Consider the following 13,986-nt stretch of genomic DNA (forward strand, 5'->3'; position numbering starts at 1 on the left):
TTATGAAAGCAATATTGCAGCGTGTTTCTCATGCACAGGTGGACGTTGATAATAAAACAGTGGGCAAGATAGGAAAAGGTTTTTTGATTTTGCTCGGAGTAGAATCGGGCGACGATGAAGTTGAAGCCGATGTTCTTGCTTCAAAAATATCTGGACTGCGAATATTTACCGATGAAAATGACAAGATGAATCTTTCGCTTGCCGACGTCAACGGTTCGGCTTTGGTTATTTCTAATTTTACATTATGTGCCAATTGTTCGCACGGAAGACGTCCGAGTTTTATCGGTGCGGCACGTCCTGAAATTGCTAATCCTCTATATGAGTATTTTTGTCAAAAGCTTCTTGACAACGGCGTTGGTGTTGTTGAAAAGGGAATTTTCGGAGCGGATATGCAGGTGTCGCTTTTAAATGACGGTCCTGTAACAATAGATATTAATTCAAAGGATTTGAAACGATGATAAAGATAAAAATATACAAAGTTACTTTTCTTGAAACCAACTGCACATACCTTGTGGATGAAGCAACCGGAAAATCAGCTGTTGTTGACCCGGGCGGACGCAGCGACGAGCTTATAAGTCAAATTAAATCCGACGGCGGTCATCTTGAATATGTAATGCTTACTCACGGTCACTATGACCATATATACTTTGCAAAGCAGCTTGCCGATATGTTTGGCGCAAAGATTGTAACAGGGGAGAAGAACAACGAATTTCTCAGCAATCCTGCCCTTAATCTTACAGCAAAGCACAGCCTGAATCTTGCGCCGTTTTCGGCAGACATTTTGCTTAGAGACGGAGACACCTTTATGCTGGGCGAAACCGAGATAAAATATATTACCACTCCGGGCCATACAAGCGGATGCGGCACTTATATTTTTGATGATGTGATATTGTGCGGCGATACCCTGTTTTGCGAATCCTACGGCAGGGTTGACTTGCCGACAGGCAATTATGCCGATATGGCTGCTTCGCTTAAAAAGCTTAAAGACCTTGACGGGGATTATAAGGTTATCCCGGGTCACGGAGAGCTTACAACACTTAGTCATGAAAGAAAATACAATCCGCTTATGAGTACGCTTTGATATGAATTTATACGTTAAAAACAATAATTTTCACTTTGAACTTGAAAACTTAACACGGCTGTTTTTCCCCGATGAAAAAATAAATGTGTATCGTGAAGAACAAAAAACTGTAACTCCCTATATTTTGGCTGAATTGGCAGACAGAGTTACTGTAAAAGCTGAAATTAACGGTTTTGTCAGCGAATTGTCGGCTCCTCTCGGCAGCGATGATAATTCAAACGAGCTTATTACTGTTCAGCTTTTGTATAAAATCCTTTGCCGTTATTCGGGAATAAACCAGCCCTGGGGACTTCTTACAGGTGTTCGTCCGGTAAAACTTTTTCGCAAAGTTTGTGAAGAATCTGGTGTTGATAAAGCAAAACAAACATTTTTAGACGAATTTTTTGTAAGCAGGGAAAAATTAAACCTTGCTTTTGACACCGAACAGCACGAAAAAAGAATTTTGGAGCTTTCAAAACCTGAGTCTTTCAGCCTTTACGTTGGAATCCCGTTTTGCCACTCACGATGCAGCTATTGTTCATTTGTAATGGCTTCAATCGAGCGTGCAAAAAAACTGATTGAACCGTATGTAAATTTGCTTTGCGAAGAGATTAAGGCAACTGCCGAAATAGCAAACCGGCTTGGACTAAGGCTTGAAACCGTGTATTTTGGCGGAGGCACGCCAACCACACTCAATGCCGAACAGCTTAATCGTGTGCTTAAAACAGTTAACACAAGTTTTAATATGACAACCTGTCGTGAATTTACGGTTGAAGCAGGCAGACCTGACACAATAGATAAAGAACGTCTTTTTGCTTTAAAAGAAAATAATGTTGACCGTATCAGCATAAATCCACAGACAACAAATAACAGCGTCTTGCAAGCTATCGGAAGAAAACATTCTGTTGAGCAGTTTTTTTCTGCTTTTGAACTTGCACGAAAATGCGGTTTTAATAATATAAACACCGATTTAATTGCAGGACTGCCGACAGACACGGTTGAAAGTTTTAAATCATCGCTTGACTCAATGCTAAGCCTTTCTGCCGAATGTATAACCGTTCACACCCTTTGTATGAAGCGTGCTTCAACGCTTACCAAAGAAGGTGTTTCGCTCAACAGGGATGACGCCGAAACCGCACGCAAAATGCTCAAATACGCTCAGGATTCCCTTATTTCAAATGAGTACATACCGTATTATCTTTATCGTCAGAGCCGAATGGTTGGCAATCTTGAAAATGTGGGTTGGTCAAAGCCGGGCTTTGAAAGTCTGTACAATGTTTACGTAATGGACGAAACCCACACAATTCTTGCCTGCGGTTCGGGCGGAGTTACAAAACTGAAAAATCAGGCTGATGATTATCTTGAAAGGATATTTAACTTTAAATATCCATATGAATATATTGACAGGTTTGATGAAATAATTGCGAGAAAATCGGGAATTAAGCGGTTCTATAACCATGGTGCAGATGTTTCTCGCACATAATGCGGAGGATGAATCAGGTTTTCGGCGGAAGTTATAATCTCTTACTGAACTCCTGAGAAGCTAATGGTTCCTTTGCACTTCTTGTAAGCAAAGCAATAAACTGTTGATTATTAAAATCAATAGTGGTATAATAATTTGCATTATATTAAACAGAAAGGTTGTTTTACTATGGGAAAATTCGACGAAATTTTTGACGATGTTGTAGTAAATGCCAAGGCTGCTGCTTCGGCGGTTTCAAAAAAGGCTTCGAGCGTTTATGATACGTCCAAACATAAGATTACAGCGGCTGAACTCAGAGGCGAGATAAACAAAAAGCTCAAAGATTTGGGTGCTCTTACTTATAAGGCACAGGTACATAATGTTGACCTCTGCGAAGATATTGCAACCCTTGTGTCAGAAATTACCGACCTCAAGGATAGCCTTGCAGTAATCAACGAACACATTGCAAATTCAAAAAATCAGCGCAAATGCCCTAATTGCGATGCGGTTGTTCCGAAAAACTCACTTTATTGCAATATTTGCGGTGCAAAAATTGAAGACGATGAAACTGTCAAAGCAGAAACAGAGTCAGAAAATGATGCAGAGCAGACAGCAGAAGTACAGTCAGAAACAACTGATGAAGTTGCAGAATAATTCTCTTGGGTGATTTAACTTGTCTAAAAAATATAACGCGGTAGCCACTTCCGAAAAAGATTCGTCTCAAACCTTTTTAAAGGGTGCCGCAATTCTTACGGTAAGTATGGTAATTGTCAAGTTGTTCGGATTGCTTGACAAAATTTTGCTTGCCAACATTTACGGAATGTTCGGAGACAGTGCCTCATCAATAGGTCTTGGACTTTACAGCAATGCATTTGAGGTCTTCAACGTAATCTTTACCGTTGCAACCGGCGGACTTCCAATAGCAATTTCAAGGCTTGTGTCTCAAAATATGGCTCAAAAACGATATAAGGACGTAAAGCTTGTGCACAGAATATCTGTACCGCTTTTTTCAATAGTCGGTATAATTTGTTTTATTATCATAATCGGTGCCAGTGTTCCTTACGCTACATTTGTCATAAAACAGCCGTATTCTATTCCCGCGATGATATGCCTTGCTCCGACAGTACTTTTTGGTTGTGTAGCTTCTATTTACAGAGGATATTTTGAGGGACAGAGAAATATGTTCCCAACCGCAATATCAGAAGTAATTGAAGCGGGCGTAAAGTTGCTTGCAGGCACTTTTCTTGCATACTTTATAATAGTATGGGGAATGGATTCTTACAATAATAACGGAACATTTTTGTGGTTTACTTTTTCCTCAAGCGCAGAAGCTGAGAAAACCATACTTTCTTATTCTGTTGCAGGAGCAATCATCGGTATTTCTCTCGGCAGCATACTTTCGTTTTTGTTCATTTTTCTGAAATACAAAATCGGCGGCGACGGAATCCCAAAAGAATATTATCAAAATTCTATTGAAGCAAGGGCAAAAAGAGATACTTTTATTGTAATCTGTAAAACAGCCATTCCGATTGCAACAGGTACTCTTGTAATGAGCCTCGGTTCTCTTATTGACCAGATTATTCTTCAAAATGTTTTGCTTAATATTGCAACTCAGAATCCCGACGCTTTGTACTCGCAGTACAGCCAGTATTATTCTGATGACGTTTTCTTCCAGCAACCGATTACAATTCATACCAGTTTGCTGGGATGTTATTCGGCTGCAATCACACTTATGCAGCTTGTCAACTCTGTAACTCAGGTGTTTGGTTCAAGCGCAACGCCGAACGTTACAAGTGCCTGGACAAAGGGCGACAAAACAGAGCTTAAAAGGTCAATTAATACAGTAGTCAGAATGACTATGATGTTTACCTTGCCGATGGCGTTTGGACTTTGTGTGCTTGCGCATCCGATAATGGGACTTATATATTCTGACCGAGCTTTGGTTGATATTGGCGGCAATGTTCTTACGCTTATGGGCATAACCACAATATTTACTGCCGCAATTACTCCTGTTTGCAGTATGCTGAATGCTATCGGAAAGGTAAAGCTTCCGATGAAAATATACACAATGTGTATGCTGATAAAAATTGGTACCACATGGATGTTTGTAAGCATACCGGAAATAAACATTCAGGGTGCAACCACAGGTTCCTTGATTGCATATGCAATCAGTTTTGTGGTTGGAATGTATTTGCTTATCAAAAATTCAAAAGTTGTACCCGACTTTTTCGGAACAACGGTAAAGCCGTTGATTGGTTCAGTTTTTAGTTCTGCTACGGCATTTTTCATAAATATGTGGCTGAATAATATTATTCCTCAGAGAATATCAACAATTATTTCAGTATTGGCAGCAATTGTAGTTTATTTTATTGTTTTGTTACTTATGAAAACATTTACATCAACGGAAATAAAATTTTTGCCAAAAGGCGAAAAAATTGCAAAAGTACTTGAAAAATGGCATCTTATTGGTTAAAATAAGTAATTGTGGGTTGTATTGACAGCTCTTAAAGATAACGGAGATGGATAGAAAATGGATTTTAAGGAAAAGCAGAACTATAATTTTAACGACCTTGTTGAAATAGTAAAAATTCTCAGGTCGCCGGGCGGATGTCCGTGGGACAGAGAGCAAACCCATAAATCCATTCGTTCCAATTTTATTGAGGAAACCTATGAAGCAATTGAAGCGATAGATACGGACGATACCGAGCTGCTGAAAGAGGAACTTGGCGACGTACTGCTTCAGGTTGCGCTTCATTCGGAAATTGAAAGCGAGAAAAACAGCTTTAATATCGAAGACGTTTGTGATGGTGTTTGCAAAAAACTAATCACACGTCATCCCCATGTTTTTGGAACGGTTGTAGCTAACAACACCGAAGAAGCACTCCAAAGTTGGGATGCAGTCAAGATGAAAACTAAATCCCAAAAATCACAGGCTGAAGCAATGCAGAGCGTGTCAAAGGCGTTACCTTCTCTTATGCGAAGCACAAAAATCCAGCAAAAAGCCGCAAAAACCGGTTTTGACTGGGCCAGTGCAGAGGGTGCGCTTGAAAAACTCTATGAAGAGTGTCACGAGCTGAAAGCGGCAATACTAAGTGATGATGAAGAAAACCAGCGTGAAGAGCTTGGTGATGTTTTATTCTCGGCGGTTAATGTTGCACGCTTGCTTAACATAGACAGTGAACACGCACTTTACGATGCTTGTGACAAATTTACAGACCGTTTTTCAAAGGTAGAGGCTCTTGCAAAAGAGCGTAATATTGATATGAAATCGGCACCACTTTCACAACTCGACTCCCTATGGGATGAAGTTAAAATAAATCAAAAATAACTTGGAGGTATTTTTTAATGAAAAAAACTGAACTGATAGCTGCAATTGCAGAACAGAGCGGACTTACAAAGAAGGATGCAGAAAAAGCACTTAACGCAACAATTGATACAATCATTAAGGCAGTAGCAGAGGGTGACAAAATCCAACTCACAGGTTTTGGTACATTTGAGCAGCGTCAGAGAAACGCAAGAACAGGCGTTGATCCAAGAACAGGCAACTCAATCGAAATTCCTGCTTCAAAGGTTCCTGCATTCAAGGCAGGCAAAGGCTTTAAGGATATAGTTAACAAGTAATTTTTAAAGTTAAAATAATTTAATTACCGTTTGATACAACCGTATCAAACGGTTTTTTATTAATTATATTTATGGACAAGCCGAATTGGAGATTATCATTCCCAAAATCAGGCTTGTTTTTTTGAAAGTGAAAGTCAGAAAAAGTCAAAAATATTTTGATTTGTTAGGAAATAAAAGAATAATTAAGAATATCAGAGCATAAGTAAGATTATTATATAAAATTTGACTTTAATTGACTTTGACTTTGCCTGACCTTGAGGCTATAATATAGTCAAAAGGTTGAGAGAACCCGAAAGAAGCACAGCAATGTGCAGAAAAGAGGCGACATAAATGAGAATGAGTGATTTAGTTGCTCAATACATTCTTGAAATGCTTGAACAACAAAACGGCAGCGCAGAAATCCAGCGAAATGAACTTGCAGGAAACTTGGGTTGCGTGCCGAGCCAGATAAATTATGTAATAACTTCAAGATTCACGCCTGAACAGGGTTATATGGTAGAAAGCCGCAGAGGCGGCGGAGGTTATATCCGAATAAGCCGTGTTAAGATGGATAAGGGAACCGCCCTTATGCATATAATAAATTCGGTTGGCAATACTCTTGACAAAGCGGCTGCCGAAGCGATGCTTCACAATATGCTTGGGCGCCAAATAATTGATTTGCGTTCGGCAAAAATCATTGCGTCGGCATTATCCGACAGAACATTGTCACATATTGAACAGGATAAGCGTGATACAATTCGAGCGGACTTGTTTAAAAATATGTTACTTACTCTCAACAGTTGAATGGAGGTATAATTTATGAAATGTCAAAAATGTGGTGCAAACAATGCTAATACACATGTTAAAACTATAATAAACGGTGAATTTAAGGAATATGATTTGTGCAGTGATTGTGCAAAGAAAATGGGATACACTAATGTGTTCTCAGATATGGAAGATGAGTTTTCAAACTTCCTCGGAAGCTTTTTCGGAAATGTTCTTCCTGCAAGAACTCAGGCAACTCGCTGCGAGTTCTGCGGCACTACTTATCCCGAGATTGCCAAGACAGGTCATGTAGGTTGCGCAAAGTGCTATGACGTTTTTGCCGATGAGTTATATCCGTCAATTCGCAGAATACACGGCAACACAACCCATTGCGGCAAAAACAGCAAACGAGCTGAAAATGCTAAAACAGAAAAGCCCGCCGAGCAGACCAAAGAAGATAAGATAAAGGCTCTTAAGGCTGAACTTGACAAAGCTGTTAAGGAACAAAACTTTGAACACGCCGCAGAACTTAGAGATAAAATCAAAGAAATGGAGGCTTAAAAATGAGTAATGATGTTGTAATTTCAACCAGAGTCAGACTTGCAAGAAACCTGAAAGATTATCCGTTTCCGTGTAGGCTTAGTACCCAGGACAAGGAAAAGATAATCGAAAAGGTAAAAAGCGCAATTGAAAACAGCAACAGCCCCATTTCAAAAGATTTTTCTTTTATCAGAATGTCTGAGCTCACACCTCAGCAGGGTGTGTCCCTTGTTGAAAGAAGACTTGTCAGTCCTGAATTTATCAGCGAATCACAGGGCAGGGCATTGCTTCTGAGCAAGGACGAGAGCATCAGCATTATGATTAACGAAGAAGACCACATAAGGCTTCAGGTAATCAATAACGGTTTGTCGCTTGAAGATACGTACGACATAGCCGATAAGCTTGATACGTTGCTTGATGAAAACCTTGATTTTGCTTTTGATGACAAACTTGGTTATCTTACTCAGTGTCCTACAAATCTCGGAACGGGTATGCGTGCTTCGGTAATGCTTCATTTGCCTGCTCTTGAAAAAAGCAGAGCAATAGGAAGAATTGCAGGTAATCTTTCAAAGCTTGGACTTACTATCCGAGGTGCACACGGGGAAGGAACAGAACCTAACGGTGCGCTCTACCAGCTTTCAAATCAGGTAACACTTGGTATCTCTGAAAAAGCAGCTATTGAAAACCTTAAGAATATTACAATGCAGCTTATTTCTCAGGAAAATCAGGCCCGCACAAGGCTGTGTTCGAGTATTGACATTCAGGATGCAATCAGCAGAAGCCTTGGCATACTGAAATCAGCGCTTGTAATTTCTCACGATGAGGCTTTGAAACTGCTTTCAAACGTACGTCTTGGCATTGTGTCGGGACAAATCAAAAATGTTTCAACAGAAACCGTTGACAAGCTTATGCTATCGGTTGAGCCTGCAACGCTTTCCGTAAATCTTAACAAGAATCTTTCACCGCACGAAAGAGATATTGAAAGAGCAAAGTTGATTCAATCGGCTTTGGCTTAATATAAATGCTACGGCGATTAACACTCGCCAAAATCTTCCCAATCAAATCTGACAGGGGGTAATATTATGTATGAATTTAGAGGCTTTACTCAAAAGGCAAACACCGCACTTAACCTTGCAGTTGAAACTGCACAAGATATGGGACATAACTATGTAGGAACAGAACATATTTTGCTTGGTTTGTTAAAAGAGGGTTCGGGTGTAGCTGCTGCCGCACTTCAGCAATGCGGCGTTACTGAACAAGCCCTCAGCGATAAAATCAGCGGAGTTGACGGCATAGCCGCATCAACAACGCTGACACCAAATGACTTTACACCGCGCACAAAGCGTGTACTTAAATCCGCAATGCTTATATCCTCAAGAATGGGCAGCGGCTATGTAGGCACAGAACATTTGCTTCTTGCCGTAATTTCCGAAAGCGACAGCTATGCGGTTGCTTTCCTCAATGAGCTTGGCGTTAGCGCTGAAGCAATAGTGCAGGCTATTGAGGGCAGTATGCAGAGCGGTGGCGAAGGTAACTTCTCAGAAAATATGGGAGGTTTCGGACAGCCCCAGGGTGGCAAACAAGGCGGCTCTGCGCTTGAAAAATTCGGCAGAGATTTGACTCAGGCAGCCAAAAACGGCGAAATTGACCCTGTAATCGGACGTGAAAAAGAAATTGAACGTGTAATTCAGATTTTGTCACGTCGTACCAAGAACAATCCTGTTCTTATCGGTGAACCGGGTGTAGGTAAAACCGCAGTTGCAGAGGGATTGGCACTTGAGATTGCCAAGGGTAATGTGCCTGAAATTTTGAAAGACAAAAAGGTTGTAAGCCTTGACCTTACCGGTATGGTAGCCGGTGCAAAGTACAGAGGTGACTTTGAGGAACGTATAAAGGCAGCAATTGATGAGGTTAAGAAGAGCAAAAACGTTATCCTCTTTATTGATGAGCTTCATACAATTGTCGGTGCCGGTGCAGCCGAGGGCAGTGCGGACGCAGCAAATATTCTTAAACCGTCCCTTGCAAGAGGCGATTTCCAGGTAATCGGTGCAACAACCATTAATGAATACAGAAAATATATTGAAAAGGATGCAGCGCTTGAGCGTCGTTTCCAGCCTGTTAAGGTTGGCGAACCTACTCAGGAACAGGCAGTTCAAATTCTTAAAGGACTTCGTGACAGCTACGAAGCTCACCACAAGGTAAAAATTACCGATGAAGCAATTGACGCTGCCGTTAAGCTTTCCTCAAGATATATCGCAGACCGTTTCCTGCCTGATAAGGCTATCGACCTTATTGATGAGGGTTGCTCAAAGGTAAGACTTGCTTCTCTTACATCGCCGAGTGATGTCAAGGAGCTTGAAGACCAAATTGCCGATTATGACAAGGAAAAGGAAAGCGCAATCAACGAACAGGATTTTGAGCGTGCCGCAAAACTTCGTGATGAACAAAAAGAGGTTCAGGCTAAGCTTGATAAGGCAAGAAAAGAGTGGCAGGATAACCAGAAAACTAATTCCGGCGAGGTTACAGCCGAAGTTATTGCTCAGATAGTTTCTGATTGGACAGGTGTACCTGTTGTTCAGCTTACCAAAGAGGAAAGCGAACGTTTGCTGAATATGGAGAAAGTCCTTCACGAAAGAGTAATCGGTCAGGATGAAGCAGTTTCTGCAATTGCCAAGGCAATTCGCCGTGGCAGGGTTGGACTTAAAGACCCGAAGCGTCCTGTCGGCTCGTTTATATTCCTCGGACCTACCGGTGTCGGTAAAACCGAATTGTGCAAGGCTCTTGCTCAGGCAATGTTCGGCGACGAAAATGCAATGCTCAGACTTGATATGAGTGAATATATGGAGAAGCACACGGTGTCTAAACTTATCGGTTCACCTCCGGGATATGTAGGATTTGAAGAGGGCGGACAGCTTACCGAAAAGGTAAGAAGAAAACCTTACTCGGTAGTGCTCTTTGATGAGATTGAAAAGGCTCATCCCGATGTATTCAATATGCTTTTGCAGATTCTTGAAGACGGTCGTTTGACCGACTCTCAGGGCAGAACGGTAGATTTTAAGAACACCGTAATAATTATGACTTCAAACGTCGGTGCAAGACTTATTACGGAAAAGCAGAACTCGCTTGGCTTTAAGAAAGACGATTCCGAAAAAGATAATTCACAAAAGGATATCAAGGAACTTGTTATGGGCGAGCTTCGCAATGTGTTCCGTCCGGAATTCCTTAACCGTGTTGATGACATAATTGTGTTCAATAAACTTACTCAGGACGAAATCAAGCAAATTGCTAAGAAGATGCTCAATACACTTGCAAAGCGTCTTGAAAATATGGATATTAAAATCACATTTACCGATGCGGCGGTTTCAGCAATTGCCGATAAGGGCTTTGATGATAATTACGGTGCAAGACCTCTTCGCCGAGCTATTCAAAGCGAAATTGAGGATACATTATCCGAGTATATGCTTGACGGCAGGATTAAAGAAAATTTTTCCGTTGAGTGTGACTACAAAGATGATAAATTCACATTTGAAACCAAATAACACCTTAAAAACCGGTCGGGTTGCCGAAAAGCACCCGATCGGTTTTGTTTGTCAGTTTATTAATTGTTTTAAATAATTGAAGACAGCGTTAATAAATAATTAACGCTGCCTTTTAAATTTAATGTAGATTCTAAAGCCCTTCGCTTCTAAGGTGTCGCAAACTTTGATATTAAAGCAAAAAATTGCTTAAATTCTAAATTTTGAAATGGTCTTTACCTACTACTGTGTATATATCTTTACCGATTTTATTTTCAAAATATTGTTTTAACTGCAAGTTTTTATTCCACTTTTCTTGTGGATACTGTCCGTATCTGCGTTTAACATCCGCAATACGCTCTTCAATATTCAGAATTTTTTCGGAACCCGCCAGTGAATCGCAAAGCTGAATTAACCTGTCATAGTCATTCATTTCAATGGATTTGAGCTTGTCTTCAATTAATCTAAGCTCATCTTTTGTGGTGTCAAACCTGCCGATATAGTCATCTAAAGTCTGACTGTTAAATGAGTGAGTAAGACAAATTTTTGCCGCTTCGTCAAACCCTAAAGACATCATATACGAATATCCGTCAGAAACGTGCCTGAGATGACTTACTCCGAATTTTCTTCCTATATCGTGCAAAAGTCCCAGAATATATGCTTTTTCCGAATCTAAGCCGTCAAATTTTTCGGCTATTTTTTCAGCACAACAGGCGGTAATTCTGCTGTGGTTGCTCCATGCACCGGGATTGCATTTTTCAGCTTCTTTTAATATTTTTTCGGCTTCTTCTCTTGTAGGTAACATTAATACTTTATCCTCGAATAATTATTGCTGAAAAAATAATCAGTATATTTTTTCGGCAACTGCGGCAATTACAGACCTGCCCTGCATTGCGTAATGCCTGTCATGCAGAAAAATATTAAGGTGTTCCGTAATTACTTCGTTTGAGTTTCTGCCTGTGTCAATATATAATTTCCACGCATAACCTGTGGGAAGTGCGGGCAGCTCAACGTTTACCGTGCCCCAATATGCATTAACGCCGAAATAAACAATTTCATCAAGCGACGGATTTTTATCCGAAGCTCCTGCATACATTACCGCAATCATTCGTGTGTTTACATTAAAATCTGTGTTCCACGGAATTTCAGAATGTATGCTTTCAGACGGAAAACTGCACGTTGCTTCTTGTCTGTTTCGTGTTATTACATGAAAGCGTTTGCGAAAGGCAATCATATATTTGAAAAATTCAAATACGTCTTTATACTTTTCTTTTCTTGACCAGTCGAGCCAAGAAATAATATTGTCATGACAATACGGATTGTTGTTTCCAAACTGAGTATTGCAAAACTCATCGCCGGCAAGAAATAATGCTGCACCTCGGCTGCACATTAATGTTGCAAAAGCATTATTTATCATCTTAATGCGCAAAGCGTTTATATTTCCGTCAGTGGTTTCTCCCTCAAAACCGCAGTTCCAGCTGTTATTGTCATTGGCTCCGTCTGTATTGTTCCAGCCGTTTTTAAAATTGTGCTTTTCATTGTATGAATACAAATCATAAAGAGTAAAACCGTCGTGACAGGTCAAAAAGTTAACAGAAGCGTTTTGACCTCTGTGAACAGGATTATATAAGTCTTTTGAACCTGTCAGCCTGTGAGCCGCAGTCCATGCAAGGTTGCTGTCGCCCTTAAGAAAGCGGCGCATGTCGTCACGGTATTTGCCGTTCCATTCAGCCCACCTGTTCCATGACGGAAAGCTTCCTACCTGATACAGTCCGCCTGCGTCCCAAGCTTCTGCAATCAATTTAACATTTCCGAGAATAGGGTCAAAAGCAAGACTCTTTAGCAACGGCGGCTGGTCCATAGGAGAGCCATCTTCGTTTCTTCCGAGAATAGAAGCAAGGTCAAAACGAAAACCGTCAATTTTATACTCTGTAACCCAATATCTCAGACAATTTTTAATAAAATCTCTGACGATAGGGTGGTTGCAGTTAAGAACATTTCCGCAGCCGCTGAAATTATAGTATTTTCCGTCCGGCGTAAGCATATAGTATATATTATTATCAATTCCCTTAAAGCTAAAGAACGGACCGTCCTCATTGCCCTCGGCTGTGTGGTTAAACACAACGTCAAGGATTACTTCAATTCCGTTTTCTTTAAGTTCTCTGATGAGTTGCTTTAGCTCCGTGCCCTCACGGTTGTGCTCATGGTCCGCTTCATAGCTTGTGTTGGGCGCAAAAAAACAGACTGTGTTGTAGCCCCAATAGTCATACAGCTGTTCACCGTTGAATTTGCGATAAGAACCCATCTCGTCAAATTCAAATATCGGCATAAGTTCAACAGCATTAATGCCAAGCTCTTTGAGATACGGAATTTTTTCTCGGATTCCGGCATAGGTTCCGGGATTTTCAACCCCCGAAGATTTATCTTTTGTAAAGCCCCTCACGTGAAGCTCATAAATTATCAATTCCTCAAGTGGGTGAGACGGCATTGAAAAATTGCCCCAGTCGTAATCGTTAAATACAACACGGGCTTTGTAAACGCAGCTGTCGTCCTGTTTTTCGCCCCAATTGCTCTGACCTGTTACGGCCTTTGCATATGGGTCAAGAACATATTTTGTTTTGTCAAAAATAAGACCTTTGTCTTTATCATATGGACCGTCAATTGCATAAGCGTACTCAAACTTGTCAATTTCAAGTCCGAAAACTATCATAGAGTAAGTTTTTCCGACGCGGAATGAATCCGGAAACGGAATACGTGCATATGGTTCTTTGGCACGTGTCTTAAAAAGCAAAAGGGTTACTGAAGTTGCATAGAATGAGCTGACGGTAAAATTAACACCGCCGCGCACCGGCGTAGCACCGTTTATTGTATAATGTCCCGGCCTTACGTCAAAACCGTTTATTCGGTCAGTAGGTTTCAAATCCCTTAACATAACCTTTCCCCCTGAGCATATATGCTTCAATCTGTTATCTGAATTTTTAATCTTATAAATACAACAATTCAATTTTATCACTTTTAAGTTGGTTTTTCAACAAAAACCCTGT

General features: G+C 40.6%; 13 protein-coding genes. 11 read left to right on the forward strand and 2 right to left on the reverse strand.

What is annotated here, in order from left to right:
* Positions 1–2 precede the first annotated feature (2 nt).
* The 11 genes from dtd (at position 3) to BLP46_RS03740 (ending at position 10,966) form a co-directional block, all read left to right on the forward strand.
* Complete coding sequence (gene dtd, locus BLP46_RS03690; protein WP_092975796.1) at positions 3–458, forward strand: D-aminoacyl-tRNA deacylase; 456 nt, start codon at positions 3–5, stop codon at positions 456–458.
* Positions 455–1,081 carry an MBL fold metallo-hydrolase gene (locus tag BLP46_RS03695; RefSeq protein WP_092975799.1) on the forward strand — a complete coding sequence of 209 codons (627 nt, stop codon included), beginning with the start codon at positions 455–457 and terminating at the stop codon, positions 1,079–1,081. Before dtd ends, BLP46_RS03695 begins: the two co-directional genes overlap by 4 nt.
* A 1-nt stretch (position 1,082) precedes the next feature.
* Complete coding sequence (gene hemZ, locus BLP46_RS03700; RefSeq protein ID WP_092975802.1) at positions 1,083–2,543, forward strand: coproporphyrinogen dehydrogenase HemZ; 1,461 nt, start codon at positions 1,083–1,085, stop codon at positions 2,541–2,543.
* Between the two features lie 168 nt (positions 2,544–2,711).
* Positions 2,712–3,176, forward strand: a complete 465-nt coding sequence (locus tag BLP46_RS03705) for a zinc ribbon domain-containing protein (protein WP_092975805.1) — start codon at positions 2,712–2,714, stop codon at positions 3,174–3,176.
* Between the two features lie 19 nt (positions 3,177–3,195).
* Positions 3,196–4,995 (forward strand): putative polysaccharide biosynthesis protein, encoded by a 1,800-nt coding sequence (locus tag BLP46_RS03710; protein WP_092975808.1) that lies wholly within the window; start codon positions 3,196–3,198, stop codon positions 4,993–4,995.
* A 57-nt stretch (positions 4,996–5,052) separates the two neighbouring features.
* Positions 5,053–5,850 (forward strand): nucleoside triphosphate pyrophosphohydrolase, encoded by a 798-nt coding sequence (gene mazG / locus BLP46_RS03715; RefSeq protein ID WP_092975811.1) that lies wholly within the window; start codon positions 5,053–5,055, stop codon positions 5,848–5,850.
* Positions 5,851–5,867: 17 nt separating this feature from the next.
* Positions 5,868–6,143 carry a non-specific DNA-binding protein Hbs gene (hbs, locus tag BLP46_RS03720; protein WP_092975814.1) on the forward strand — a complete coding sequence of 92 codons (276 nt, stop codon included), beginning with the start codon at positions 5,868–5,870 and terminating at the stop codon, positions 6,141–6,143.
* 330 nt (positions 6,144–6,473) lie between these two features.
* Positions 6,474–6,926, forward strand: coding sequence for a CtsR family transcriptional regulator (locus tag BLP46_RS03725; protein WP_092975817.1), 453 nt, complete (start codon positions 6,474–6,476; stop codon positions 6,924–6,926).
* 15 nt (positions 6,927–6,941) lie between these two features.
* Positions 6,942–7,448 (forward strand): UvrB/UvrC motif-containing protein, encoded by a 507-nt coding sequence (locus BLP46_RS03730; RefSeq protein WP_092975821.1) that lies wholly within the window; start codon positions 6,942–6,944, stop codon positions 7,446–7,448.
* A 2-nt stretch (positions 7,449–7,450) separates the two neighbouring features.
* A complete protein-coding gene (locus BLP46_RS03735) occupies positions 7,451–8,443 on the forward strand; it encodes a protein arginine kinase (RefSeq protein WP_092975824.1) in 993 nt (330 codons plus the stop codon).
* Between the two features lie 66 nt (positions 8,444–8,509).
* Positions 8,510–10,966, forward strand: a complete 2,457-nt coding sequence (locus tag BLP46_RS03740; RefSeq protein ID WP_092975827.1) for an ATP-dependent Clp protease ATP-binding subunit — start codon at positions 8,510–8,512, stop codon at positions 10,964–10,966.
* A 193-nt stretch (positions 10,967–11,159) separates the two neighbouring features.
* Here the strand turns inward: BLP46_RS03740 and BLP46_RS03745 are convergent, their stop codons facing one another.
* Both BLP46_RS03745 and BLP46_RS03750 read right to left on the reverse strand, forming a co-directional pair.
* Entirely contained in the window at positions 11,160–11,747 is a 588-nt protein-coding gene (locus BLP46_RS03745) for an HD domain-containing protein (protein WP_092975830.1), read from the reverse strand.
* A 39-nt stretch (positions 11,748–11,786) separates the two neighbouring features.
* A complete protein-coding gene (locus tag BLP46_RS03750) occupies positions 11,787–13,874 on the reverse strand; it encodes a glycogen debranching protein (RefSeq protein ID WP_092975834.1) in 2,088 nt (695 codons plus the stop codon).
* Between the last annotated feature and the right edge of the window lie 112 nt (positions 13,875–13,986).

Origin of the sequence: Ruminococcus sp. YE282 (assembly GCA_900101355.1) — a bacterium.
In the GTDB taxonomy this organism is placed as follows: domain Bacteria; phylum Bacillota; class Clostridia; order Oscillospirales; family Acutalibacteraceae; genus Ruminococcoides; species Ruminococcoides bromii_A.

Coding starts and splice junctions, on each gene's coding strand:
- dtd (WP_092975796.1), top strand. CDS start 3: ATGAAAGCAATATTGCAGCGTGTTTCTCATGCACAGGTGGACGTTGAT.
- BLP46_RS03695 (WP_092975799.1), top strand. CDS start 455: ATGATAAAGATAAAAATATACAAAGTTACTTTTCTTGAAACCAACTGC.
- hemZ (WP_092975802.1), top strand. CDS start 1,083: ATGAATTTATACGTTAAAAACAATAATTTTCACTTTGAACTTGAAAAC.
- BLP46_RS03705 (WP_092975805.1), top strand. CDS start 2,712: ATGGGAAAATTCGACGAAATTTTTGACGATGTTGTAGTAAATGCCAAG.
- mazG (WP_092975811.1), top strand. CDS start 5,053: ATGGATTTTAAGGAAAAGCAGAACTATAATTTTAACGACCTTGTTGAA.
- hbs (WP_092975814.1), top strand. CDS start 5,868: ATGAAAAAAACTGAACTGATAGCTGCAATTGCAGAACAGAGCGGACTT.
- BLP46_RS03725 (WP_092975817.1), top strand. CDS start 6,474: ATGAGAATGAGTGATTTAGTTGCTCAATACATTCTTGAAATGCTTGAA.
- BLP46_RS03730 (WP_092975821.1), top strand. CDS start 6,942: ATGAAATGTCAAAAATGTGGTGCAAACAATGCTAATACACATGTTAAA.
- BLP46_RS03735 (WP_092975824.1), top strand. CDS start 7,451: ATGAGTAATGATGTTGTAATTTCAACCAGAGTCAGACTTGCAAGAAAC.
- BLP46_RS03740 (WP_092975827.1), top strand. CDS start 8,510: ATGTATGAATTTAGAGGCTTTACTCAAAAGGCAAACACCGCACTTAAC.
- BLP46_RS03745 (WP_092975830.1), bottom strand. CDS start 11,747: ATGTTACCTACAAGAGAAGAAGCCGAAAAAATATTAAAAGAAGCTGAA.
- BLP46_RS03750 (WP_092975834.1), bottom strand. CDS start 13,874: ATGTTAAGGGATTTGAAACCTACTGACCGAATAAACGGTTTTGACGTA.